Origin of the sequence: Rhodococcus sp. BP-241 (assembly GCF_019836145.1) — a bacterium.
Classification (GTDB): Bacteria; Actinomycetota; Actinomycetes; order Mycobacteriales; family Mycobacteriaceae; genus Rhodococcoides.
The window spans coordinates 190313-214620 of record NZ_JABUEI010000005.1 but is presented as its reverse complement, the minus strand read 5'-3'; the positions used below and the strand labels follow the sequence as shown (position 1 = coordinate 214620).

Genomic DNA, 24308 nt, shown 5'->3' with positions numbered 1-24308 from the left:
CGCGTCACCGGACCCGGCACAGGTTGTCATCCGTCACACAGTCTGCGGACCGCCTGCGTCGACCGATCGCGACGGCGGCCCGTGGCAGATCCACGACACCGCCGGTCTACAATCGGTGCGTGGTCCTATTCTTCGAAGCACTCCTCATCCTGGCGTCGATCCTCATCGCCTGGTTCTCGCTGTACGTCGTCTATCGCCTGGTCACCGACGAGTCGTGACCGACGAGTTCGGCACCCCGGCGCCCCGCCTGAGCGGTGACGCCGCGGTCGCGCGTGCGGAGGAACGGGCCAAGGAGACGGCCGGGCGCAACATCCCGCTGCTCCCCGATCTGCCCGGTGACGGTGACACCGCCAATCTGCGGCAGGGTCCCGACATCTCGCACTCCATGCTGGCACTGCTGCCGCTGGTCGGCGTGTGGCGCGGCACCGGTGAGGGACACGACGCCGAGGGCGACTACACACTGGGACAGCAGATCGTCGTGAGCCACGACGGCGGTCCCTACCTGTCGTGGGAGTCCCGCACCTGGCGCGTCGACGAGAACGGCGCCTACGCCGGCCGCGACCTGCGCGAGTCCGGCTTCTGGCGGGTGAGCGGAACCGGTGAGCCCGGTGACGACGGCGAGGAGACTCTCGAGCTCCTACTGACCCACGCGAGCGGGCTCATCGAGCTGTACTACGGCCGCGCACTGACGCAGTCGTCCTGGGAGCTGGCCACCGACGTGGTCATCAGAAGCACGTCGGCGGCGCTGGTCGGGGGCGCGAAGCGTCTCTACGGCATCGTCGAGGGTGGCGATCTCGCGTACGTCGAGGAGCGGGTCGGACCGGACGGCGATCTCGAGCCCCGGCTGTCCGCCCGCCTCGAACGCTACGTGGGCTGACGCTCGCCCTTCTCGCTCTCCGCATCCTTCCCGGAACCGGTGTCGGCCTTCTCGGTGTCGGATTTCTCGGTGTCGGATTTTTCGGAGGCACCGTCCTCGTCGAAGTCCGCGAACGCGGTACCGGACACGGTGCCGCCGGTGCCGGGCAGCGTCACCGTCTCGCGCGCACCGGTCTCGTACCGCGCATTGAGGCCGTCCATCTTCTCGCCGGCGCGATCGAGGTCCTCCTGCGTCAGCTCGGGGCCCACGGTCTCCTCGTTCGCCGAACCGGTGTCGGAGGACGTGTCGTCGGTGTTCGTCGTGTCGGGCTGCTCGTCACTCGTCATGTCCCCCACAGTGACACAGGCGAGGGGGTCTGCTCGGCAGAACGGGAAAGACCAGGCGCGCGGGCCTGGTCCGGACATGGGACGACCCCCGAGCCCTACCGGTACACCGTTGCAGGAGTACGGGTCTCGGTCTGGACGGACCGAGGGCTCGGGGGTCGGGTAGCTGCCTGGTATTCGCCCGCCGCTCGCGCGGTGAGAGAAGAACCGTCAGCGGTTGCGGCTAGCGGGCAGCCACCTCACGCGTCCAAGAGTCATACAATTCCAGACCACCTCCTCTCTCGTGTACAGACGACGCTACGCGTGGATCAGCCCGGTCGGCAACGTCTTTTTCCGTGAGCGAACACACCTGACGTTCACCGCTCACGGTCACCACTCGAACGCCCGTCGGCACCGGTCGATGTGTCACGACCAGAACGGTCGTCGCCCGATCGAACAGTCCACCGTCGGGATCGAGCATCGCGGCGAGCAACGCGGCGGAGGACACGTCGTCCACGTGTTCGGTGGGCTCGTCGACGATGATCACCGCCGCCCGCGAGAGCGTCGCGCGGGCCAGCAGCAGTCGGCGACGCTGGCCGCCGGACAGCACCTCCGCGCCGCCGTCGAGGTCCGTGTGCCTACCGTCGGGCAGACCGCGCACCCAGTCGCCGAGCCCGACCCGGTCGAGTGCCGCCGTCGCCTCCGTCTCGGTCACGTCACCGCGCACCACACGGAGGTTCTCCAGAACGGTGGTCCGGAAGACATGGGCGTCCTCGGCGACGTAGGACACCGTCCGGCACATCGCGTCCTCGGACAGTTCGTCGACGGACCTGCCGTCGACGAGCACGGTGCCCGCGGCGGGGGCGACGAGCCCCGCGATCGTCATGGCGAGCGTGGACTTGCCGACGCCGCTGGGTCCGCTGATCGCCAGGCGCGCACCGGGTTCCACCACCAGAGATACCGGCGCGGTCCGCGATCCGCGGCGGCCTGCGACGACGTCGCACACCTCGAGGCGCACCGATGGCGACGGCGGCGGGTCGTCCTTCGGCGTCACCGCCGGCCCGGAGCGGGCCTCGTCCACGAGAGCCATGATCCGCCGAGCCGCCGCGGCTCCGCGCACCCACGCCACCGCGGCGGCGGGTATCGCACCCGTCGCCTCGAACGCGGCGAGCGGAACCAGCACCACGACGGCGAGCCCGGTGGGGTCGGTGCCGCCCGCGAACCCCGATGCGGTGCCGTACGCCGAGATGCCGACGGCGAGGGCGCCCAGCACCGCGACTCCCATCGACAGCGGGGTCGCCGCGGCGGACAGGGCGGACCACCCGGCGGCGCGGTCCTGCGCGGCACCGACGGCGCGGTCGGCCTCGTCAGCGCGGCGTCGCACGTCTGCCAGTCGCCCGGACACCCGGAGTTCGGCGGCGTGGTCGATCGCGGTGACGGCGTGGGCGGCGAAGTCGGCTCGCGCAGCGACGAGATCCTCGGCGGCGGCCCGCTCGGCCCTGGCGCTCGACCAGGGCGCCACGACCCCGGAGACGAGCAGCGCGACCGCCAGGACGATTGCCGCGGCAGGGGACCACACGGCGACGAGTCCGACCGCGAGGGCCGAGACCACCGCCGCGACGGCGACGGGAACGAGGGCGCGCACCACCACGTCGCCGACGGCGTCCACGTCGGCGCCGGTCCGCACGAGGAGATCCCCTCGCCGCGTCGTCACCGCCGTGGCCGAATCACCCTGCGACAGTTCGCGGTACAGGGTGGACCGCGCACGGACGGTCCCGCGCAGTGCGACGTCGTGCGTGGCCAGTCGTTCCAGGTACCGACACACGCCGCGCGTGATGCCGAGCGCGCGCACCGCGACCACGGCCACCGAGAGGTGCAACACCGGCGGCATCTGCCATGCCCGCGTGATGAGCCAGGCCGAGAGCGCGGACAGCGCGAGTGCACTGCCCAGCGTCGCGACTCCGGCCGCCACGGCCCGCGCGACGCGCCCCGGCGGCAGGTCGAGCAGCCGCAGTGCCCGCGTCAGATTGCTCATGCCGACACCGCCGCTCGGTCCACGTGCACGACAGTGTCCGCGGCGGCGAGCACCTCGGGCGTGTGCCCCACGATGACGACGGTGCGGCCGCCGTCGGCCGCGGCCCGCAGGGACCCGAGCACCCGACGCGCCGATTCCGGGTCGAGGTGGGCGGTCGGTTCGTCCAGGAGCACGACGGATCCCGTCGCGGCGAGAGTGCGCGTCAGGGCCAACCGCTGGGCTTCTCCGACGGACAGTCCCACTCCCCCGGCGCCGAGCATCGTCGCGGCTCCGCGGGGCAGGGACGCCAGGACGGACGAGAACCCCGTGGCACGAGCAGCTTCGGCCACGTCACCACGCGCCCCGAGGTCGAGGTTGTCGGCGACGGATCCGGCGACGACGGCCGGACGCTGCGGCAGCCAGGTCACACGGCGCCACCACTGGTCGAGGTCGACGGTCGACAGGTCGACCCGCACCCCGTCGGAGCCCACGAGGGAGACGGACCCCTCGTCGGGATCGACGAGCCCGAGAACGGACGCCAGGACCGTCGACTTCCCGGTCCCGTTGGCGCCGGTCAGCACCGTCACCCGTCCCGCCCGGAACGTCGCGTCGAGGTGGCGGGGTGCCCACCCGTCCCGCCCGCGGACCGACAGGTTCGTCAGGACGACGGTGACCGGACCGGTGGGCGGCGCGGCCGTCCGCTGGTCACGCGGCGCCTGCGACTCGGCGCTCTCGAGCAGAGCGAAGGTACGTCCCGCGGCCTCCGCACCGTCCTCGGACGCGTGGAAGGCGGCACCGAGTGCGCGCAGCGGCAGGTAGACCTCGGGCGCCAGAATGAGCGCGACGATGCCGGGTGCCAGCTCCATGTCGCCGTACACGAGGCGTAGACCGATCGACACCGCGACGAGTGCGACGCCGAGCGTGGCCAGCAGTTCGAGCACCATGGACGAGAGGAAGGCGACGCGCAGTGCGGCCATCGTCCGGCGGCGGTGCTCGTCCCCGAGTTCGCCGACCCGCGCGGCCGGCCCGTCCTGCCGGCCGAGTGCGCGCAGTGTCGGGATTCCGGCGAGCAGGTCCATCAGCTGAGAGGACAGTCGCGTCATCGCGTCGAGGGTTCGTCGGGACCGCCCGCGGGTCATCAGACCGATCAGCACCATGAACACCGGGATCGTCGGGAGTGTGACCGCCACGATCACCGCGGAGAGCGGATCGACGAACGCGATCATAAGGGTCGCGATCGGCGTGACGGTCGCCGCCAGGACGAGGGCCGGGACGTAGTCGGTGAGGTAGGGCGCCAGTCCGTCGAGACCACGCGTGACCACCGTCGACCACTCGCCCCGATCCTCCCCGCCGCGCGAGCGCGTCGTCGTGGCCGCGTCCAGCATGTCCGCGCGCAACCCGCGCACGACTCGGACCGCCGAGCGGTGCGCGTACCTCGACCGCGCCCACGACGCGAGGACGCGGACCAGTACGGCGGCAGCCAGGACCGTCAGCTCGGTGGTCCAGGCTCCGACCGTCCGACGGGTCGGGTCGGTGACCGCGCCGCCCAGCACGGTCCCGACGACGACGGCGATGACGACGACGCACGCGGTCGTCACCAGGGAGAGCGCCACCGACCCCACGAGGTGACGACGGACGGGCACCGACCGGTGCCACAACCGGGGGTCGATCGGTCCTCGGGGCCGCCTCGTCGCGGTCATCGAGTGCTCGCCAGGCCGATGGACGCCGGGATCTGCGTCGTCGAGATGCGCCGACGGAAGACCCAGTAGGTCCAGCCCTGGTAGGCCAGGACCACCGGTGCCGCGATCGCCGACAGCCACGCCATGATGCGCAACGTGTACGCGGAGGACGACGCGTTGTCGACGGTCAGCGAGAACGCGGCGTCGATGGTCGAGGGCATCACGTCCGGGAACAGTGAGCAGAAGAGCAACAGCACGGCTCCGCCGATGGTCACGGTGGTGCCGACGAAGGCCCATCCGTCTCGCCCGCGCAGCACGGCCACCGCTGCCGTCACCAGCCCTGCCACGGCAGCGGCGACGATCCACCAGGTCCAGCCCTTCCCGTGCGCGAGCTGAGTCCACAGCGCGAACACCCCGGCGCCCACCACGGTCGGAACGATCAGTGCCGCAGCGAGTCTCGATGCGTCCGCTCGAACCTCGCCGGCCGTCTTGAGGGCGATGAACACGGCACCGTGGAACGCGAAGAGCATCGCTGTGGTCGCACCACCCAGCAGCGCATAGGGAGTGAGAAGGTCGAGCAGTCCCGAGGTGACCTTCTTGTCCGCGTCGATGGCGACACCGCGCACGATGTTCGCGAAGGCGACGCCCCACAGCACCGCGGGCACCCAGGAACCGATCCCGATACCGAGGTCGCACCGACGCCGCCACACGGGGTCGTCGATCTTGCCGCGGTACTCGATGGCACAGATACGCAGGATGAGCGCCACGAGGATCAGCAGCAGCGGCAGATAGAAGCCGGAGAAGAGCGTCGCGTACCACTCGGGGAAGGCCGCGAAGAGCACTCCTCCCGCCGTGATGAGCCACACCTCGTTGCCGTCCCACACCGGACCGATCGTGTTGAGCACGACGCGACGTCGGGTCTCGGCGTCGTCCCGGCCGGATCGACCGAGAACGGGCATGAGCATGCCGACCCCGAAGTCGAATCCCTCGAGAACGAAGTATCCGACGAACAATGCGGTGACGACGGCGAACCAGAATTCGGGCGTTCCCATGATCATGTCTCCGGCGGGTCAGTAGGCGAACGAGAGCGGGCGGGCGTCGGCGTCGGTGTCGTCACCGTCGTCGTCGTGGGGGTGCCTGTCGTGCTCGAGCGGACCTGCCTGCACGTAGCGACGCATGAGCGTGAACCCGACGGCACCGAGCCCGGCGTAGAGGACGGTGAACGTCGCGAGGGACGCCGCCACCAGAGCGACGGGGTGGTCGGACACGCCCTGGTCGACCGTCAGGCGGATCATGTCGACTCCGCTGGGGTTGGGCGCGACGATCCAGGGTTGGCGGCCCATCTCGGTGAAGATCCAGCCCGCACTGTTCGCCAGGAAGGGTGTCGGGATCGCGAGCAGTGAGAGCCGGGAGAACCAGCGCTGGTCCGGAACTCGGCCACCTCGAGTGACCCACAGGCCGGCGATTGCGAGCACGGCTGACCCGGCGGCGAGGCCGATCATCATCCGGAAGGCCCAGTAGGTCACGAAGAGGTTGGGCCGATAGTTACCCGGTCCGTACTGCTCCTCGTACTGCTGCTGCAGCTCGGTGACCCCCTGGACGGTCGCGTCGACGTCGCTCTTCGCGAGGAACGACGTCAGGCCGGGGATCGCGACGATGTGCTGGACGCTGTCGCAGTTGTTGTGGGTGCCGATGGTGAGGATCGAGAACGAGGCGCCGGTCTCGGTGTGACACAGCGACTCTGCCGATGCCATCTTCATGGGCTGCTGCTCGAACATCAGCTTGCCCTGCACGTCTCCGGTGATCGAGAGTGCAGCGCCGGAGGCGATCATGACGACGAATGCCAGCCGGGCCGCGGGGCGGAACATGGAGCGGGCCTCCGACGAGGGACCGACGTCGCCGCGACGTGCGCTGCGCACCATCCACCACCCGGCGATGCCGGCGACGAATGTCGCTGCGGTGAGGAAGGATCCGGCCACCGCGTGCGGGAACGCCGCGAGCGCCGTGTTGTTGGTGAGCATGGCCCAGAAGTCGACGAGCTCGGCACGCCCCGTGTCCGGGTCGTAGACGGCCCCCACCGGGTGCTGCATCCACGAGTTCGCGGCGATGATGAAGTAGGCGGAGGCGTTGACCCCGATGGCCACCAGCCAAATCGTCGCCAGGTGAACGACTTTCGGCAGCCGTTGCCACCCGAAGATCCACAGCCCGAGGAACGTGGACTCGAGGAAGAACGCGACGAGGCCCTCGAGCGCGAGCGGCGCACCGAAGACGTCGCCCACGAACCGCGAGTACTCGGACCAGTTCATGCCGAACTGGAACTCCTGGACGATGCCGGTGGCGACGCCGAGTGCGAAGTTGACGAGGAAGAGCTTGCCGAAGAACTTGGTGAGCCGGTACCAGGAGTCCTTGCCGGTGATCACCCACATGGTCTGCATCGCGGCGACGATCGGAGCGAGTCCGATGGTCAGCGGGACGAGCAGGAAGTGATAGACGGTGGTGATTCCGAACTGCCATCGTGAGACATCGAGTGCGTCCATGACCAGCTTCTTGTCGTCGGCTGCGAGGCGGGGATCCTGCCTACGGGGCCGACGCTACTACTACGCGTAGTAGTAGGCGATGGACTGTGTCCACCGTTACCTGTGGCGCGCGTCAACGCGCGACGGCGGTGTCCACCAGTTCGCGCACGACGCGGTCCGACGGCATCTCCTTGAGGTGCGTGGTGTCGAGCGTGTGCACGCGCGCGGCCAGCGTGACGGAGGAGATCAGCCAGACACTGTCGGCCAGGATCAGATCGGCCACCCGCAACGGCTCGTGCGCACAGTCGAAGCCGGCGTCGCCCGCGACCTCGAAGAGAGCGTCCACCGTGGTGCCGCGCAGCACCCCGTGCTCCACCGGAGGCGTGACCATGCGGCGATCCACCACGGCCAGCACGCTCGACCGTGGACCCTCGAGCACCTGCCCCTCGATACTGCGGAACACGACCTCGTCGAAGCCCTCTCGTGCCGCGTGGCGCAGGGCCGCCATGTTGGTGGCGTAGGACAGAGTCTTCGCACCGAGCAGGGCCCAGGGCGACTGCTGTGTCGCGTCGATGGAGAAACCCCGGTTCAGGGTCAGGGCCGACACGCCCTCCGCGCGCGCCTGGGTGACGCGATCGGCGACGGCGGAGACCATGACGAGCGCCGTCTCGGCACCGTCCGCGCCCTCGCGCCCCCGGCTCAGCAGCAGCCGCATCGCACCCTCGCCGCCACCGGTCTTCTCCCACTGCGCGAGTGCCACGTCCACCGCGCGCCGCCATGCGTCGACGTCCGGTTCCGCGAGGTCGAGCATGGCCGCCGACCGGGTGAGGCGGGCGAGGTGAGCGTCGAGTCGGCACGCCCGACCCTCGCGGATCAGCACGGTCTCGAAGATGCCGTCCCCGCGCACCGCCGCCAGGTCGTCGGCATGCAGAACAGGCTCGGTCGGATCGAGCACGGCACCGTCCAGGGTCACCACCACGCGTGAAGTCATGGCCCCGAGGGTAGTGCCGTGGCCGGACCGGGCAGTCCGCTCCTAGACTGGTGGGGTGTCCGAGACCCCTGGCCTGTACTCCTCCCCCGTTCTGGCCCGCCCCGGCGCGGTGGCCGCACCCCAGGACGGTCCCGATCGTGGAACCGCCTGGCACTACGGGGATCCGTTGGGTGAGCAGCGCGCCGCCGTCACGACCGCCGCGGTCGTCGATCGGTCGAACCGGTTCGTCATCGCGATCACCGGCGAGGAGCGACTGACCTGGTTGCACACCATCTCCAGCCAGCACGTCGCGACGCTTGCCGACGGAGCCTCCGCGGAGAACCTGAGCCTGGACGTCAACGGGCGTGTCGAACACCACATGGTCATGACCGACCTGGGCGGCACCACCTGGATCGACACCGAGGCGGACCGCGGACCGGACCTTCTCGCCTTCCTGTCGAAGATGGTGTTCTGGTCGAAGGCCGCGCCGCGTCGCGGCAGCGAACGGGTCGTCGTGTCGTTGCTCGGCCCGAAGGCCGGCTCCATCCTGCGAGCGGTGGGCGCCGAGGTGCCCGCGATGCCGTACGACGCCCTTCCGCTCGACGCCGCGAACCCCGACCTCGGTCTGGTCCGCCGGATGCCGTGGCCGACCCGCACCGATTCTTTCGACGTCCTGGTCCCCGCCGACCGTCTCGACGAGTGGTGGGCGAAGTTCGTCGTCGCGGGTGCGCGTGAGGCGGGCAGCTGGGCGTTCGAGGCGCTGCGCGTCGAGTCCGGTCGACCACGCCTCGGTCTCGACACCGACGACCGCACGATTCCCCACGAGGTCGGCTGGATCGGCGGGGTCAGCGAGTTCGGGGCCGTCCACCTCGAGAAGGGGTGCTACCGCGGACAGGAGACGGTGGCGCGCGTCCACAATCTGGGCAAGCCGCCGCGCCGACTGGTCCTGCTGCACCTCGACGGCTCCGCGGACGGTCGACCGGAGACGGGCGACGACGTCACCGTCGGCGGCCGATCCGTGGGCCGCATCGGCACCGTCGTCGATCACTTCGAGCTCGGACCGATCGCGCTCGCACAGATCAAGCGCGCGGTGCCGGTGGAGACCACGCTCGACGCCGGGCCGTGCGCCGCCTCGATCGATCCCGACTCCTACGTCCTGGACACCGCAGTCCAGGCGGGCCGCGCCGCGGTGGATCGGCTGCGCGGCCGGTGACGCAGCCGGCCCCGTCGGGACGCGTGCTGTCGGTGTGCGTCGTGCACACCATCCACCCCATATCTCGGCCGGCGGTGGTCGACTCCGCCATCGACAAGCGAGCGGTGTCCGGACCCGTCGACGTCACCGAGCTCGGCCTGCACGGTGATCGCTCCTGCGACGTCACCTTCCACGGCGGCGCGGACCAGGCGGTCTACGCGTACGACGAGGCCGAGGCCTACAGGTGGGCCGAGGAACTCGGCCGGGAGGTTCCCGCGGGGTGGTTCGGTGAGAACCTGCGCGTGAGCGGACTGCCCGTCACCGATGCGGTCGTCGGAACGCGCTGGTCGGTGGGCACCGCCGAGCTCGAGGTGACCATTCCGCGGCGCCCGTGTGCCGCCTTCGCGCGGTGGACGGGCGAGAAGACCTGGGTCAAGCGTTTCACCGCGCGGGGCGATGTCGGGGCGTACCTGCGCGTCGTGCGAGTCGGCGCGCTCTCGGCGGGCGACGACATCGAGATCGTGTCCGTTCCCGACCACGGAGTCACCGTGCGGGACCTCTTCACCGGGGTGTCGGCGGAGGCGATGCAGATCCTTCTGAACACCCCCGATCTGGCGCCCAAGGTCTACCGCGAGGCCCGCGACATGGCGGCCCGGGCGGCGCGGCGCGCACCGTCGGTGTGACACCGGCGCCGGTGGAAGCGCAGACCCGATTCGCACGCTAGAGTGTGGGCAGGAAGAACACACAATCAGACGGGGCCGCCAAAAAATCCCAGGCCGCCCCGCTACTCGCGAGGGGGTTAGCCATGGGCCGCGGCCGGGCTAAGGCAAAGCAGACCAAAGTTGCACGTGAGCTCAAGTACAGCTCACCGTCCACGGACTTCGAGAGTCTCCAACGAGAGCTCACAGGTTCCCCCGACTCGCACCGCAACGGCATCGCCGATCGGGAGCCGTCCCGACACGACGAGGACGACTACGACGACTGGCGGCGCTGACCGCATCCCCTGACACGGGGGGAATCCTCACCTCGCACACACGACCGTGCGGGGCGTTCCGACTTCGGGACGCCCCGCACGGTCGTGTGTGCGAGGTTCTTCACGCGCAGGTCAGATCGCATACTGTCGCGGCGTGTGCTGGACGCTGATCCAGTGGTCGGTGGTGAACTCGTCGATGGCCCACTCGCCGCCGAAACGACCGATGCCGGAGTTCTTCTCGCCGCCGAACGCGGTGTTGGGCTCGTCGTTGATCGTGGTGTCGTTCACGTGTGTCATTCCGGCGTCGAGTCTCGTCGCCACCCGGACCGCACGCTCGACGTCTCGCGAGAACACCGCGCTGGAGAGCCCGTACTCGGTGTCGTTCGCGATCCGGACGGCGTCGTCCTCCCCGTCTGCCCGGATCACCGTGGCGACGGGTCCGAACACCTCCTCGGCGGCGGTCGCGACGCCGTTCGTTCCCAGCACGAGATGTGGGCCCAGCACCCGACCGGCCGGTCCCGAACGCTCTCCGCGCACGCGGATCTCCGCGCCGTCCGACTCCGCGCGAGAGATCCGGTCGAGAATCGACTCCACCTGTGCGTCGTTGATGATCGGGCCGATCTGTGTGTCGGGATCGGCGGGGTCGCCGGTGCGCAGTGACCGGACCCGCTCGGTGAGCCGGCCCACCACCTCGTCGTGCACCGCATCGACCGCGATCACCCGATTGGTCGCCATACACACCTGACCCTGGTGGAAGAACGACCCGAAGACCGCCGCGTTCACGGCTGCCTCGACGTCCGCGTCCTCGAGCACGACCAGAGGCCCGTTGCCCCCGAGTTCGAGGGACATCCTGGTGAGCGGCGCCGACGCTGCGATGCCCGACCCCACGGGCGTCGAACCCGTGAACGACACGAGCCGTGTGAGGGGATGCGAGGTCACGGCGTCACCGATCTCGCTGCTCTTGCCGACGACGACGGACAGCAGGCCGGCGGGTAATCCGGCATCCTCGAGGATTCTGGCCAGCAGGAGTCCGCCGGTGACGGGGGTGTCGCTCGCGGGCTTCAGCACCACTGCGTTGCCGAGCGCCAGCGCGGGCGCCACCGAGCGGGCGGACAGTTGCATCGGGAAGTTCCACGGACTGATCACCGTGACCACGCCGAGGGGCCGCCGGTACACGCGGTTCTCCTTGCCGTCGATCAGGGCGGCAGGGAGGATGCGCCCGGCCGATCGAGTGGGGTAGCTCGCCGATTCGAGCATCACCGCGCGGACGGCCAGCCATTCCCACTCGGCGCGGGGGCGGATGGCGCCGACCTCCGCGACGAGCCAGTCCACGATCTCGTCCTTGCGCTCCTCCATGATGCGCGCTGCGCGGTGGAACACGTCCGCACGCTCGGTCGGGAGCGTGGACTCCCAGTCCCGCTGCGCGATGCTCGCCGCCGTGAACGCTGCGTCGACGTCGGCCGCATCGGCCAGCGGGAGGGTGGTCAGGACGTCGCCCGAGTACGGGTTCACGTCGTCGGCGGTGCGGCCGTCTCGGCCCACTCGCCACTGACCGGCGATCGGGAGGGTGTCGAATCCGTCGTACGTCGTCATGCCGGTCGGGTGCCCGACCAGTCCTGCGACAAACGAGAACCTAGAAACGCGGGTGATTACCCGTCAGCACGGCGCGCTCGTCGGTTCCGCTGTCGGCGGACTTCTTGACCGTCCCCAGCGTCCAGCAGTCGATGTGGCGAGCAGTGAGCACGGCGAGGGCGCGGTCGACGTCCTCGGGTGCCACGATCGCGACCATGCCGACGCCCATGTTGAACGTGCGGTCCATCTCCTCGCGCTCCACGCGTCCGCGCTGCGCGATCATCGCGAAGATCGGAGCCGGGCTCCACGTTCCGCGATCGAGCTCGGCGACGAGGCCCTTCGGCATGACGCGAGCGAGGTTGGCAGCCAGGCCACCACCGGTGACGTGGCAGAACGTCCGCACGTCCGTCTCCGCCGCGAGGGCGAGGCAGTCCTTGGCGTAGATGCGGGTGGGTTCGAGCATCTCCTCGCCGAGCGTGCGGCCGAACTCCTCGACATGACCGGTGAGCGACATGCGGCTGATGTCGAGCAGAACCTTGCGAGCGAGGGAGTAGCCGTTGGAGTGCAGTCCCGAGGACCCCATCGCGAGGACCACGTCGCCGGGACGCACCCGGTCCGGGCCCAGTACCTGGTCGGCCTCGACGACGCCGACACCCGTCGCGGACAGGTCGTACTCGCCGTCCGCCATCATGCCGGGGTGCTCGGCGGTCTCGCCGCCCAGCAGTGCGCACCCGGCCAGGATGCAGCCGTCGGCGATGCCCTTCACCAGCTGCGCGACGTGCTCCGGCACGACGCGGCCGACGGCGATGTAGTCCTGCAGGAACAACGGTTCCGCTCCGCAGACGACGAGGTCGTCCACGACCATCGCGACCAGGTCGAGTCCCACCGTGTCGTGCTTGTCCAGAGCCTGCGCGACCGCGATCTTGGTGCCCACACCGTCGGTGGACGCGGCGAGCAGCGGCTCGCGGTATCCGCCCTTCAGCGCGAACAGGCCGGCGAACCCACCGAGACCGCCCATGACCTCCGGTCGCGACGCCCGCTTGGCGAGGGGCGCGAACAGCTCGACGGCACGATCACCGGCTTCGATGTCCACTCCTGCCGCTGCGTACGAGGCTCCTGCGCCGGGCTGGTGGGTGTCATCGGTCATGGGTGTACTGCTCCAGCCTGATCTGTGTGTGAGTACCCGGGAGGGTCGGATGCGGCCCTAACGGTACCGGAGGCCTATCGGTCCTTCCGGTCTCGTGTCACCTCGGGCCTGGGAATGGCCGCGATCAGGCGCTTGGTGTACTCCTCCGCCGGATCCCGGAGGATCCGTCCGGGCGTCCCGAGCTCGACGACGGCGCCGCCCCGCAGCACAGCCACTCGATGCGCGAGGCGGTCGACCACGGCGAGATCGTGACTGATGAACAGGCACGCGAAGTGCAGTTCGGTCTGCAGTTCCTCGAAGAGGTCGAGAACCGCGGCCTGCACCGAGACGTCCAGCGCGCTGGTCGGTTCGTCGGCGACCAGCAGATCCGGCTTCAGGACGAGCGCCCGCGCCAGCGATGCCCGCTGACGCTGACCACCCGACAGCTCGTGCGGGTACCGCTTCTCCGTGCCCTTCGGGAGCTGGACCGCATCGAGCCACTCGACGACCGTGCGTGCGATGTCCGCCTTCGACCCGGCCTTGTGCACGATCATCGGCTCGGCGATGCACTGGCCGACGGTCAGTCGGGGGTTGAGCGACGTGGACGGATCCTGGAACACGAATCCGAAACGCTTGCGCAGACTCTTCAGCGCGGACCCCCGCAGCCTGCCCACGTCCTGACCGAGGACGTCCACCGAGCCGGACGTCGGCTTCTGCAGTGCTGCCACGCAACGGCCGATGGTGGACTTGCCCGAACCGGACTCCCCCACCAGACCGAGGGTCTCGCCGCGGTGCAGATCGAAGGTCACCGAGTCGACGGCCCGGAAGACGGGCTGACCGATGCCGCCGGGGAACTGCACGACGAGATCGCGCACCGACAGCACCACCTCGTCCGAGACGGTGCGATCGGTGACCACGGGATCGAGCGTCGGGACCGCCGCCAGCAACGTCTTCGTGTAGTCGGCCTTCGGCGCAGCGAAGAGATCGTGGACGAGTGCCTCCTCGACCACCTCGCCGTCCTTCATGACGACGACCCGATCGGCGATGTCCGCCACCACGCCCATGCTGTGCGTGATCAGCACGATCGCGCAACCCAGACGGTCCTTGAGGTCGCGCAGCAGGTCGAGGATCTCGGCCTGCACGGTCACGTCGAGTGCCGTCGTCGGCTCGTCCGCGATGATCACCTTCGCCTCGCACGAGATGGCGATCGCGATCATCACACGCTGCTTCTGGCCACCGGACAACTCGTGCGGGAAGTAGCCGAATCGCCGCTCCGGGTCGGGCAGACCCACCATGGTGAGCAACTCGATCGCCCGGACGCGGGCGGACTTCTTGTCCAGCACCTTCCCGTCCGGTCCGGCGTGAGCTCGCAGGGCCTCGACGATCTGGAAACCGACGGTGAACAGCGGGTCGAGGGCGCTGCCGGGTTCCTGGAACACCATCGCCACGGCGTTGCCGCGGAGATCGGCCCACTGCTTGTCCGACAGCGACGTCACCTCGCGGGACCCCACGGTGACGGTTCCGCGTACGCGGGCGGTGTCCGGGAGCAGCCCGATGGCGGAGCGGACGCTGACCGACTTCCCGGAGCCCGATTCGCCGACGACGGCCAGGACCTCGCCCGGGAAGACCTCGAAACTCACTCCCTTGACGGCGTCGACGGGCCCGGCGTCGGTGGCGAAGCTGACCGACAGTGCCTCGAGGGTCAGAGCCGCCTGCGGGGTGGACGCTGAGGCCGTCATGAGGGATCTTTCTGCTTGCGTCTGGTTCTCAGAACCGGATTGAGTGTCTCGCTGACGGATTCGCCCACCATGGTCATACCGAGCACGACCAGGACGATGGCCGTGCCGGGGAAGATCGACGTCCACCAGATGCCGTTGGAGATGTCCGGCAGCGCCTTGTTGAGGTCGTATCCCCACTCGGACGCGGACGTCGGCTCGATGCCGAACCCGAGGAAGCCGAGACCCGCCAGAGTCAGGATGGCCTCGGCGCCGTTGAGCGTGAGGATCACCGGCAGTGTCTGCGTGACGTTGGCGAGGATGTGGCGGAACATGATCCGCACCGGGCCGGCGCCGGTGACCCGCGCCGCGTCCACGTAGGGCTCGGTCTTCACCGAGACCGTCGCGTTGCGCACCACGCGGAAGTACTGCGGCACGAAGACGGCGGTGATGGCGATCGCGGCCGAGAGGACACCACCGAAACTGCTGGACTGGCCTCCGGCCACGACGATCGAGACCACCACGGCGAGAAGCAGACTCGGGAACGCGTACATCGCGTCCATGAAGAGGACCAACACCCGGTCCACCCACCGGCCGACGTAGCCGGAGAGCAGTCCGAGGGGAACGCCCACCACGATCGACAGCACCAGCGACGTGACGATGACGAGCAGGGCGGTCCGTGCGCCGTAGACGACGCGGGAGAACACGTCCTCTCCGCGCACCGACGTCCCGAAGATGTGGTCCGCACTCGGCGCCGCCTGGCGCGCGAACTCCATGCCGTCGGCGGACGTCTGGGAGAAGGTGTACGGCGCGATGAGCGGAGCGAAGACCGCCATGATCACGAACAGCACCACCAGCACGAGCCCGATGACGATGGTGGCCTTCTGCAGTCCGGCACTCGAGCGGATGATCGACAGGCCGGGCACACCCCGACGTCGCTTCGGCGCCTCGATCGAGCCGACGCTCACCTCGATACTCATCAGAACCTCACTCGTGGATCGACGATCGCCACGATGGCGTCGGTGAGGAAGCTGACGACCGCGACGACGATGGCCAGGAACGTGACGATGCCCTGGACGGCGATGAAGTCGCGCGCCTGCAGGTAGCGAGCGAGCTGATAGCCCAGTCCCTGCCACTCGAACGTCGTCTCGGTGAGCACCGCGCCGCCCAGCAGCATGGCGATCTGCAGCCCCATCACGGTGACGACCGGGATGAGCGCGTTGCGGAAGGCGTGCCGCCGGGCGACGACGCGCGCCGAGAGTCCCCGTGCGCGCGCAGCTTCCACGTAGCCGGACTGCAGGGTCTGCAGAAGGTTCACCCGCACCAGGCGCAGGAACACGCCGGCGGTGAGAAGTCCGAGCGCGACCGCGGGGAGCACGGCGTGCTTCAGCACGTCGACGGTGTAGCTCGGCTCCCCGTAGAGAATCGAGTCGATCAGCAGGATGTTGGTCTTCGGTGACACGTTCTGCAGTGCCAGTTCGACGTTGGTGCTCGCCCGGCCCGCCACCGGCAGCCACCCGAGCTTCACGGCGAAGACCAGCTTGAGCAGCATGCCGACGAAGAACACCGGCGCCGCGTAGAACAGGATCGCCAGGATGCGCAGGGTGCCGTCGGAGATCGAGTCGCGGCGGGTCGCGGCGTAGAAGCCGAGGGGGATGCCGACGGCGAACGCGACGAGCAACGCCCAGAACGCGAGTTCCAGCGTCGCCGCGCCGTTGGTGATCAGCACACCGCCGATCTCCTGGTTGCTGGTCGCGGAGCGACCGAAGTCTCCCCGCAGCAGACCGGACAGGTACTCCCAGTACTGCACCAGGATCGGCCGGTCGTAGCCGGCTGCGGCGCGTCGTTCGGCGATCTGGTCGGCGGGCAGTCGTCCACCGAGGGCAGCACTGATGGGATCGCCGAGAACGCGCATGAGGAAGAAGACGACCGTGACCAGGATCCATGCCGTGGGAATGATCAGCAGGAACCGGATCACGAGATAACGGGCGAGCGCGCCGTAGCGTGACGACGCGCTCGCCCGTGACTGCTTCCCCACCGACGCCTCGTCGGGCGTGGTGGTGACCATGGATCAGCCCTTCGTGAGCGGGGTGAAGCGGAACTTGAACGAGGCGTCGAGAGTCTCGTCGACACCCTGGACCTCGTCCGTCGAGATCGCGATCTGCTTGCCCTCCAGGAGCGGCAGCGTGGACACGAAGTCCTGCGCCATCCGCGTCTGGATCTCACCGATGATCTCGGAGCGGCGAGCCGGGTCGGTCTCGGTCCGCTCGGAGTCGATCAGCGCCGTGATCTCGGGGTTCTCGAAGTGGTTCTGCAGGAAGTTGTCCGGTGCGAAGAACGGCGTCAGGTAGTTGTCCGCATCCGGGAAGTCCGGGAACCAGCCGAGCTGGTAGACGGGGTACGTGTCCGCGACGCGTTCCTTGTTGTAGGTGTTCCACTCGGTGGACTGCAGGTTCACCGTGAACAGGCCCGAGCTCTCGAGCTGCGCCTTGACCGCCGCGTACTCCTCCGACGACGAGGAACCGTAGTGATCGGGGTTGTACTGCAGATTGACCGCGACCGGGGTCTGCACACCGGCGTCGGACAGGAACTTCGCTGCCTCGTCCTTGTTCGGGGCCTCGCCGTAGACGTCCTTGAACGCGGTGTTCGCGCCCTCGAGGCCACTGGGCACCACGGACCACGCCGGCGTGAACGTGCCCTTGTAGACGTTCTCCGACAGTGCGTCACGGTCCACGGAGGCGGCCATGGCCTTGCGGATCGCGAGCTTCTGCTCGGGTGTGCCGCCGGGCATCGTGTTCTGGTTGAAGACGATGTAGCGGAGCTCGCCGCCGGGGCCCTCGTGGACGGTGAGGCCGTCCACCTGGTCGAGCGACTCGATGTCGGTCGGGGTCAGCGAACGCCACGCGACATCGATGGACTTGTTCTGCATGTCGAGCTTGAGGTTGTCCGCGCTGGTGTAGGTGCGCAGGGTGACCGATCCGGTCTTGGGCTCGCCCAGCACGCCCTTGTAGTCCGCCGCGGCGGAGAAGCTGACGAGGGAGTTCTTCTCGTAGCTGTCGATCGAGTAGGGGCCGGCGAAGGGCTTGGCCGCCACGACCGCGTTGTCGTCCATGATCGAGTCGGCCGGGAAGACCTCGGAATCGATGATGGGCCCGGTGTTGGTGGCGAGAACCTGGGGGAAGGTCTGGTCGTTCGCGGCCTTCAGCGTGAACTCGACGGTCTTGTCGTCCGGCGCGGCCACCGAGTCCAGGTTGGCCAGCAGCGAGGACGGGCCGTTGGGATCGTTGATGGACACGATGCGATCGAACGAGAACTTGACGTCCTCGCTGGTCAGCGCGTGGCCGTTGGCGAAGGTCAGGTCGTCCTTCAGCGTGCAGGTGTAGACCGTCGGCTGACTGAACTCGCAGCTCTCGGCGGCGTCGGGCTGCAGTTCGTCGCTGCCGGGGGCGTAGTTCATCAGGAACGGATAGACCTGGTTCATGATCGTGAACGAGCCGTTGTCGTACGAGGCGGCAGGATCGAGCGAGTAGACCTGGTCGGTGGTGCCGACGACGAGCGCCTCGCCGCCGCCCTCACCGCCTGCGCCGCCGCCGTCGTCGGTGCGGCCGGAGCCGCACGCTGCCGCGGTGAGAGCCGCGACGGACAGGATGGACACGGCTGCGGTGCGCCGCGCCGTGCGTCCTCGGGAGGGCACGCTCATGGTGTGGATGTCCTTCGTGAGTCTGGGCCCGCGGTGTCGGAAGCGCGCGTCGCGTCCCGTCCGGCCGGGTCGTTCCGGTGGTTCGGTGAACGGCACGTTACCGAGTGCGCATGTCGTTCATGTGTCGAACCACACGAAATTTTTAACATGACCGGTACTTACCTGTCCGACCGCCTGATGTCCAACAGCTTTTCGCCTCGCGGAGACAGCCGATATCCCACCTTCAGACTCTCGGTCAGACCCAGAGCCTTCAGCCGACGCACCCTCGGCTTGAACACGTCGCGTTCGAGTCCCAGCACGGCGCCGAGGTCCGCCGCCAGCACCGCCGGGCGCTCCCGGATCAGCTCGAGGGTGCGCCAGGCCCACGGCGCGTCGGCACGCTCGTCCATGCGATCGAGCTTCGTGGTCACCATGGCGACGTCGTCGTCGGACAGATCGTCGTCCGCACGCAGCCCCACTCGCGGGTCCTCGCCCCGATCCGGCCGGCCTCCGGCCTCCCCGCCACCGAACGACACCTCGACCCGCCAGACGGGATCACCGTCGGCGCCCCGAAACCCCTTGCGCAAGGCCGAGATCGAGGGCTCCCCCGCCGCGCGGGCATCGTCGTCCGTGAGCGACTCGGAGTCGCACTCGGAGATCGAGTCCACGACGACGACACCGGCCGGCGTGTGGATCCACGTACCCGCCTTGACGCGCCGCTTCGCCCAGCGCCGGTACTGCACCCGGATCGTTCCCGCCGCGATCGCCTCGGCGATCGCGAGCCGGATCAGCATCTGGGTGTCAGGGGCGCGAGAGAGCGCTCACGTTGTCGACGGCCGCGGGCATCGCGATGCCCGCTGCGGTCGCCAACATGCCCTCGAGGACGTTCTTGCCCATGGCGGTCTCCTTGGGGAGCTCGATGGGGTACTTGCCGTCGAAGCAGGCGGAGCACAGCCGCGTCGCGGGCTGCTCCGAGGCGGCGATCATGCCCTCGATCGAGATGTAGCCCAGCGAATCGGCGCCGATGGCCTGCCGCACACCCTCGAGCATGCCGTCCTCGGAGTCCATGCCGTTGGCGATCAGTTCCGCGGGCGAGGCGAAGTCGATGCCGTAGAAGCAGGGCCAGCGGACCGGCGGCGACGCGATGCGCACGTGGATCTCGAGCGCGCCCGCCTCGCGCAGCATGCGTACCAGGGCCCGCTGGGTGTTGCCGCGGACGATCGAGTCGTCCACCACGATGAGGCGCTTGCCCCGGATGACCTCGCGGAGAGGGTTGAGCTTCAGCCGGATGCCGAGCTGACGGATGGTCTGCGACGGCTGGATGAACGTGCGTCCGACGTAGGCGTTCTTCATCAGGCCCTGGCCGTACGGGATGCCGGAACCCTGCGCGTAGCCGACGGCGGCGGGCGTTCCCGACTCCGGGACCGGGATCACCAGATCGCCCTCGGCGGGGTGCTCCTCGGCCAGGCGGCGGCCGATCTCGACGCGGGTCGAGTGGACCGACCGGCCACCGATGACGCTGTCGGGGCGTGCGAGGTAGACGTACTCGAAGATGCAGCCCTTGGGCTCGGGCGCGGCGAAGCGGGAGGATCGCACGCCGTCCGCGTCGATGGCGAGCAGCTCGCCCGGCTCGATGTCGCGGACGAACGAGGCGCCGACGATGTCGAGGGCGGCGGTCTCCGAGGCCACGACCCAGCCGCGGTCGAGACGGCCCAGGGACAACGGACGCACACCGTGGGGGTCACGTGCCGCGTAGAGGGTGTGCTCGTCCATGAAGGTCAGGCAGAAGGCACCCTTCAGCGTCGGCAGCAGTTCCATGGCCGCCTGCTCGATGGTGCTGTCCGCGGCGCCGTGCGCCAGCAGTGCGCCCACGATGTCCGAGTCGGAGGTGGCACCGGTCCCGCGCGGGCGGCCCATGATGCCGGCGTCGCGCGCCCGCTCCGACAACTCGGCCGTGTTCACGAGGTTGCCGTTGTGGCCCAGGGCGATGCCGCTGCCGGCCGCGGTGGTGCGGAAGATGGGCTGCGCGTTCTCCCACGTCGTCGATCCGGTGGTGGAGTACCGGCAGTGCCCGATGGCGATGTGCCCGCTCATCGCGCCCAACGTCTGCTCGTCGAACACCTGGCTCACCAGACCGAGATCCTTGAACACCAGCACCTGCGAGCCGTCGGCGACGGCGATGCCGGCGGCCTCCTGACCGCGGTGCTGCAGCGCGTAGAGGCCGTAGTACGTCATCTTCGCGACGTCCTCGCCAGGGGCCCACACACCGAAGACGCCGCATTCCTCCCGCGGCTCGTTCTCGTTGATGTCCAGTTCCGGACCGGATGTGTCATCGAGCAGATTCGGGCTGTGGACCGAGGGGTCACGAGTCACGACGCGCTCTCCTAGAAGCCGGGAGGGGTGGGGTGCAGGCCACGCTGCACGCACACTCGGGGAGTCTACGGGCAACTCCGCGATCAACAAGCCGTCGGCAGGCACCGATACCGCGGTGAGCTGTGATCCACGACTCGCGGCGCGGTGCCATGATGGAGACATGGCCAGCAGACTTCCGTACGGCGTCACCCCCGAACAGCCCGGCGAGGGGCAGGAATCGGTGTGGGACTACCCGCGTCCGCCGGCCCTCGAGGCGTCCACGAAGCATCTCGTGGTGCGCTTCGGCGACGTGATCGTCGCCGACAGTCACGCGGCCCACCGCGTCCTGGAGACCAGCCATCCGCCCACCTGGTACATCCCGCGGGCCGACGTCGACGAGAGCCGACTGCGGCGCTCGAGTGCACGATCGACGATGTGCGAATGGAAGGGATCCGCCACCTACTGGGACATCGTGGGCGACGACGGCGCCGTGCTCGAGGCCGGCGGCTGGAGCTACGAGAACCCCACCCCGTCCTTCGCACCGATCGCCGGCGCGCTCTCCTTCTCTCCCGTGTCCCTGACGTGCGAGCTCGACGGCGAGGTGGCACGCCCGCAGGAGGGCGGCTTCTACGCGGGGTGGATCACCCGCGACGTGGTCGGACCGTTCAAGGGCATCGCCGGGAGTTGGGGCTGGTAGTGGCCGAGAAGAACTTCTACAGCCACTCCGACGCGGCCGAGAAGTCCCGGCGCGACAAGGCCGTCGCTCTCGCGCGGTATCTGTGGGACCGCGACATCTCTGCAGACGATCTCGCGGCGATGGCTGCGGACGTCCGACGCAAGGTGGCCCGGGCCGCGGACATCAACCCGCCCAGCTCCGACGAGACATGGACAGTGGTCTCGACGCTGTTGCGCGAGAAGGCCGAGTGGGCGCGCGATCACCCCGATCACGACGCGGCCGGCCGAGCGCACTCGGACGAGAAGATCCTGTGGGTGAAGCCGCCGGTGCAGCCCTGGCGGTGAGAGTCAGATTCGCACGAGCGGAAGCCAGTGCGCCACCTCGCCGGCGCGGCCGCCCGAGGCCGTGACGCCCGCTCCGCGCACGGCGTCGTGGAACGCCACGCGCCCCGTCACCAACAACAGCCATGTCCGCGGGTCGCATTCGACGACGTTGGGGGGCGTACCCCGGGTGTGACGGGGCCCGACGATGCACTGCACCGCGACGAACGGCGGCACGCGCACCTCGACACTCGAGCCCGGCGCCGTCTGCTCGATGGTGCGCGCACTGAGCCGCACCGCGGCGGCGAGATCGGCGCGCGGCGGCTCCGGGAGGTCGGGATCGTCGAGCCACGCCGATACTGCCTGGAGGGACGCGCGGAGTTCGGCCGGGTCGACGGGTTTCGAGGGTGCCACGCCGTTCAGTGTCCCACCGAGCGCGGTGGGTCTCGAGCCGTGCCTCACGGTCCACACGTCGCCCGGATCGACGGGATTCCGTCGATTCTCACGAGTTGTGGACGCTGAGGCACGGTCAGGGCGCAGCGATGTCGCGGAGCGTCAGCGCCATGGCGACGTCCATGGCATGGTCCGGTCTCGCCAGGTCCAGCCCCGTGAGCGTCTGGACGCGACGGAGGCGCTGGCCGACGGTGTTGGGATGCACGTGCAGGGCCGCCGCGGTGTCCCCGACGTGCTGCCGATGGCCGAGATACGCACGGAGCGTTCCGATCAGATCGGTGCCGCGCGACTCATCGTGCTCGCGCACCGGACCCAGCGTGCGGTCCGCGTAGCGCGCCACCTGGTCGGGGTCGTTCAACTGCAGCAGCAACCCCGGAACGCCGAGCTGGTCGAGTGACACGGTGGCGCCGGTACGGTCCCACAGGATCATCAGCCGCACGGCTCCTCGCACCGCGCGGTGGGCCGCCCGGTAGTCGGCGACCTCCGTGCACGGTGACCCCACGACCGCGGTGACCGGGCCCTCGGCGACCGTGCCGGCGCGCACGCGTTCGATCTCGGCGACCACCGAGTCCATCGGCGTCCCCGCACTCACCGGCCACAGCACGACAGCACGATGCTGATGCGCGGCCACCAGCGGACCGGTTCCCGCGCGGGCCGCGATCGACCGCACCGCGCGCGAGAGCGACGCGTCGACGTCACCGGTCGACGGCAGGTCGATCACGGCGACGACGTGCGGCGTCGTCAGGTCGTGGCCCAACCGGTCCGCGCGCTCGACCGCGGACGCAGCGGCCACCGCGTCGTCACCGAGCAGGTCGCCGACCACCTCGCCCTGCAGTCGCCACTGCACGTCCTCGGCCGTGCGCGCGCGAAGCAGCTCCAGCGCGGCGACGACGGCGGTGTGCTCGACGGCGCGGCGATCGAGCGTCGACAGCGTGGCCGGATCCCCCTCCACGACGAGGCATGCCACCCGCTCCCCGGACAACAGAACGTCCTCCCGATGCGCGGACGTCGACGTCGGCCCGCGCGAGGACTGTGCGAGCACCCCGCCGTGCACGTCCTCGATGGTGACCGACCGGCCGACCAGCAGCGAGAGTGCCGTCGCGATGCCGTCGACCCCACCACCTCGTGACGCGATGGTGGTCAGGCGCCGGTGGATCTCCTCGGACTTCTCGAGCAGGGTCCGCCGACGCTGCAGTTCAGCGTTGAGCGTCCTCAGGTCGGAGGTGCGCTGCGCCTCCTCGGCGCGCAGGCGCGTGATCGTGACGGAGATGGATGCCTGGGTCGCGAGCATGCTGAGGAGCTGAATCTCGTTGTCGTCGAACACGTGTACGCCGCGCCGGTAGCAGTTCAGGGTTCCGATCGCCGCTCCCGTCGATCCGAGGAGCGGGACCGACACCATCGAGCGGTATCCCTGCTCCCGCGCCACGCCGCCCCACGGCCCGAAGTTCGGTGCGGCGACGATGTCGTCGATCGCGACGGGCTCACCCGTCCGGAACGCCCTGCTCGACGGCGCCTCGACGGAGGGGTCCAGATCGAGTCGCACCGGACGGTCCGCGTTGATCCGGGCGATGTACTCGGCAGACAACCCGTGCGATCCCTCGATGGTCAACATGCTGCCGACGTCGTCGGACAGGAAGACGCCGCAGAAGTCGTAGTCCATCAGGGCGACCGCGATCCCGGCGATGGTGTCCAGCACGACGGACGGTGGGTCGTCGGACGCGACGGCCGCGGTGACGTCGTGGATGCCGGCCATCCACCGTCGAAGCTCCGACAGCTCGGTCATGCGGCCCTCCATGTCCCGCGCCACAGTGCGCGGCGCCCTTTGTGTCTTCACGAACATATCGCGAACGTGACGCAGATCGCAGACTTCTTCCATCGAGGCACTGCATCAC

22 protein-coding genes are annotated in these 24308 nt (G+C 69.3%); 6 read left to right on the top strand and 16 right to left on the bottom strand.

Features of this window, described 5'->3' with window-relative positions; translation table 11 throughout:
• Positions 1-214: 214 nt before the first annotated feature.
• The gene (locus HQ308_RS12940) at positions 215-877 is read left to right on the top strand and encodes an FABP family protein (RefSeq protein ID WP_027504278.1); all 663 of its coding nucleotides are present in this window, start codon (positions 215-217) and stop codon (positions 875-877) included.
• Here HQ308_RS12940 and HQ308_RS12935 read toward each other — a convergent pair.
• The 6 genes from HQ308_RS12935 to HQ308_RS12910 all read right to left on the bottom strand — a co-directional run bounded on the left by HQ308_RS12935 (position 865) and on the right by HQ308_RS12910 (position 8379).
• The gene (locus tag HQ308_RS12935) at positions 865-1203 is read right to left on the bottom strand and encodes a hypothetical protein (protein ID WP_222646615.1); all 339 of its coding nucleotides are present in this window, start codon (positions 1201-1203) and stop codon (positions 865-867) included. The two genes, HQ308_RS12940 and HQ308_RS12935, sit on opposite strands and share 13 nt — an antisense overlap.
• A gap of 220 nt (positions 1204-1423) precedes the next feature.
• On the bottom strand, positions 1424-3214 hold the full coding sequence (gene cydC / locus HQ308_RS12930) for a thiol reductant ABC exporter subunit CydC (RefSeq protein WP_222646614.1): 1791 nt from the start codon (positions 3212-3214) through the stop codon (positions 1424-1426).
• Positions 3211-4893: a thiol reductant ABC exporter subunit CydD gene (cydD, locus tag HQ308_RS12925; RefSeq protein ID WP_222646613.1), complete on the bottom strand. Its 1683-nt coding sequence runs from the start codon at positions 4891-4893 to the stop codon at positions 3211-3213. The genes cydC and cydD overlap by 4 nt, the downstream gene beginning before the upstream one ends.
• Entirely contained in the window at positions 4890-5924 is a 1035-nt protein-coding gene (gene cydB, locus HQ308_RS12920) for a cytochrome d ubiquinol oxidase subunit II (RefSeq protein ID WP_222646612.1), read from the bottom strand. The genes cydD and cydB overlap by 4 nt, the downstream gene beginning before the upstream one ends.
• A gap of 18 nt (positions 5925-5942) precedes the next feature.
• The gene (locus tag HQ308_RS12915) at positions 5943-7409 is read right to left on the bottom strand and encodes a cytochrome ubiquinol oxidase subunit I (RefSeq protein WP_222646611.1); all 1467 of its coding nucleotides are present in this window, start codon (positions 7407-7409) and stop codon (positions 5943-5945) included.
• Positions 7410-7521: 112 nt separating this feature from the next.
• The gene (locus HQ308_RS12910) at positions 7522-8379 is read right to left on the bottom strand and encodes an aminodeoxychorismate lyase (protein ID WP_222646610.1); all 858 of its coding nucleotides are present in this window, start codon (positions 8377-8379) and stop codon (positions 7522-7524) included.
• 55 nt (positions 8380-8434) lie between these two features.
• Here HQ308_RS12910 and HQ308_RS12905 point away from each other — a divergent pair, with 55 nt between their 5' ends.
• From HQ308_RS12905 to HQ308_RS12895, 3 genes are all read left to right on the top strand, one after another.
• The gene (locus tag HQ308_RS12905; RefSeq protein ID WP_222646609.1) at positions 8435-9571 is read left to right on the top strand and encodes a folate-binding protein YgfZ; all 1137 of its coding nucleotides are present in this window, start codon (positions 8435-8437) and stop codon (positions 9569-9571) included.
• Positions 9568-10233, top strand: coding sequence for an MOSC domain-containing protein (locus HQ308_RS12900; protein WP_222641167.1), 666 nt, complete (start codon positions 9568-9570; stop codon positions 10231-10233). The genes HQ308_RS12905 and HQ308_RS12900 overlap by 4 nt, the downstream gene beginning before the upstream one ends.
• Positions 10234-10355: 122 nt before the next feature.
• Positions 10356-10544 carry a DUF3073 domain-containing protein gene (locus tag HQ308_RS12895; RefSeq protein ID WP_222646608.1) on the top strand — a complete coding sequence of 63 codons (189 nt, stop codon included), beginning with the start codon at positions 10356-10358 and terminating at the stop codon, positions 10542-10544.
• Between the two features lie 111 nt (positions 10545-10655).
• On the opposite strand, the gene HQ308_RS12890 is transcribed toward HQ308_RS12895, so the two are convergent.
• The 8 genes from HQ308_RS12890 to purF all read right to left on the bottom strand — a co-directional run bounded on the left by HQ308_RS12890 (position 10656) and on the right by purF (position 20988).
• Positions 10656-12116, bottom strand: coding sequence for an aldehyde dehydrogenase family protein (locus HQ308_RS12890; protein ID WP_222646607.1), 1461 nt, complete (start codon positions 12114-12116; stop codon positions 10656-10658).
• A gap of 40 nt (positions 12117-12156) precedes the next feature.
• Positions 12157-13242, bottom strand: coding sequence for a phosphoribosylformylglycinamidine cyclo-ligase (gene purM / locus HQ308_RS12885; protein WP_027504286.1), 1086 nt, complete (start codon positions 13240-13242; stop codon positions 12157-12159).
• A gap of 74 nt (positions 13243-13316) precedes the next feature.
• Entirely contained in the window at positions 13317-14960 is a 1644-nt protein-coding gene (locus HQ308_RS12880) for an ABC transporter ATP-binding protein (RefSeq protein ID WP_056446729.1), read from the bottom strand.
• Positions 14957-15916, bottom strand: coding sequence for an ABC transporter permease (locus HQ308_RS12875; protein ID WP_056446726.1), 960 nt, complete (start codon positions 15914-15916; stop codon positions 14957-14959). The genes HQ308_RS12880 and HQ308_RS12875 overlap by 4 nt, the downstream gene beginning before the upstream one ends.
• Complete coding sequence (locus HQ308_RS12870; protein WP_222646606.1) at positions 15916-17004, bottom strand: ABC transporter permease; 1089 nt, start codon at positions 17002-17004, stop codon at positions 15916-15918. Before HQ308_RS12870 ends, HQ308_RS12875 begins: the two co-directional genes overlap by 1 nt.
• Positions 17005-17007: 3 nt before the next feature.
• Entirely contained in the window at positions 17008-18636 is a 1629-nt protein-coding gene (locus HQ308_RS12865; RefSeq protein WP_056447497.1) for an ABC transporter substrate-binding protein, read from the bottom strand.
• Positions 18637-18794: 158 nt separating this feature from the next.
• Entirely contained in the window at positions 18795-19409 is a 615-nt protein-coding gene (locus HQ308_RS12860) for an ASCH domain-containing protein (RefSeq protein ID WP_222646605.1), read from the bottom strand.
• A gap of 7 nt (positions 19410-19416) precedes the next feature.
• The gene (gene purF, locus HQ308_RS12855; protein ID WP_056446723.1) at positions 19417-20988 is read right to left on the bottom strand and encodes an amidophosphoribosyltransferase; all 1572 of its coding nucleotides are present in this window, start codon (positions 20986-20988) and stop codon (positions 19417-19419) included.
• 160 nt (positions 20989-21148) lie between these two features.
• On the opposite strand from purF, the gene HQ308_RS12850 reads away from it, so the two are divergent.
• Both HQ308_RS12850 and HQ308_RS12845 read left to right on the top strand, forming a co-directional pair.
• Positions 21149-21664, top strand: coding sequence for a DUF427 domain-containing protein (locus HQ308_RS12850; protein ID WP_222646604.1), 516 nt, complete (start codon positions 21149-21151; stop codon positions 21662-21664).
• The gene (locus HQ308_RS12845; protein ID WP_222646603.1) at positions 21664-21987 is read left to right on the top strand and encodes a hypothetical protein; all 324 of its coding nucleotides are present in this window, start codon (positions 21664-21666) and stop codon (positions 21985-21987) included. Before HQ308_RS12850 ends, HQ308_RS12845 begins: the two co-directional genes overlap by 1 nt.
• A gap of 3 nt (positions 21988-21990) precedes the next feature.
• Here HQ308_RS12845 and HQ308_RS12840 read toward each other — a convergent pair whose 3' ends face one another.
• Together HQ308_RS12840 and HQ308_RS12835 are read right to left on the bottom strand one after the other, a co-directional pair.
• Entirely contained in the window at positions 21991-22377 is a 387-nt protein-coding gene (locus tag HQ308_RS12840; protein ID WP_222646602.1) for a sterol carrier family protein, read from the bottom strand.
• A gap of 115 nt (positions 22378-22492) precedes the next feature.
• On the bottom strand, positions 22493-24199 hold the full coding sequence (locus tag HQ308_RS12835) for a helix-turn-helix domain-containing protein (protein ID WP_222646601.1): 1707 nt from the start codon (positions 24197-24199) through the stop codon (positions 22493-22495).
• Positions 24200-24308: the final 109 nt, after the last annotated feature.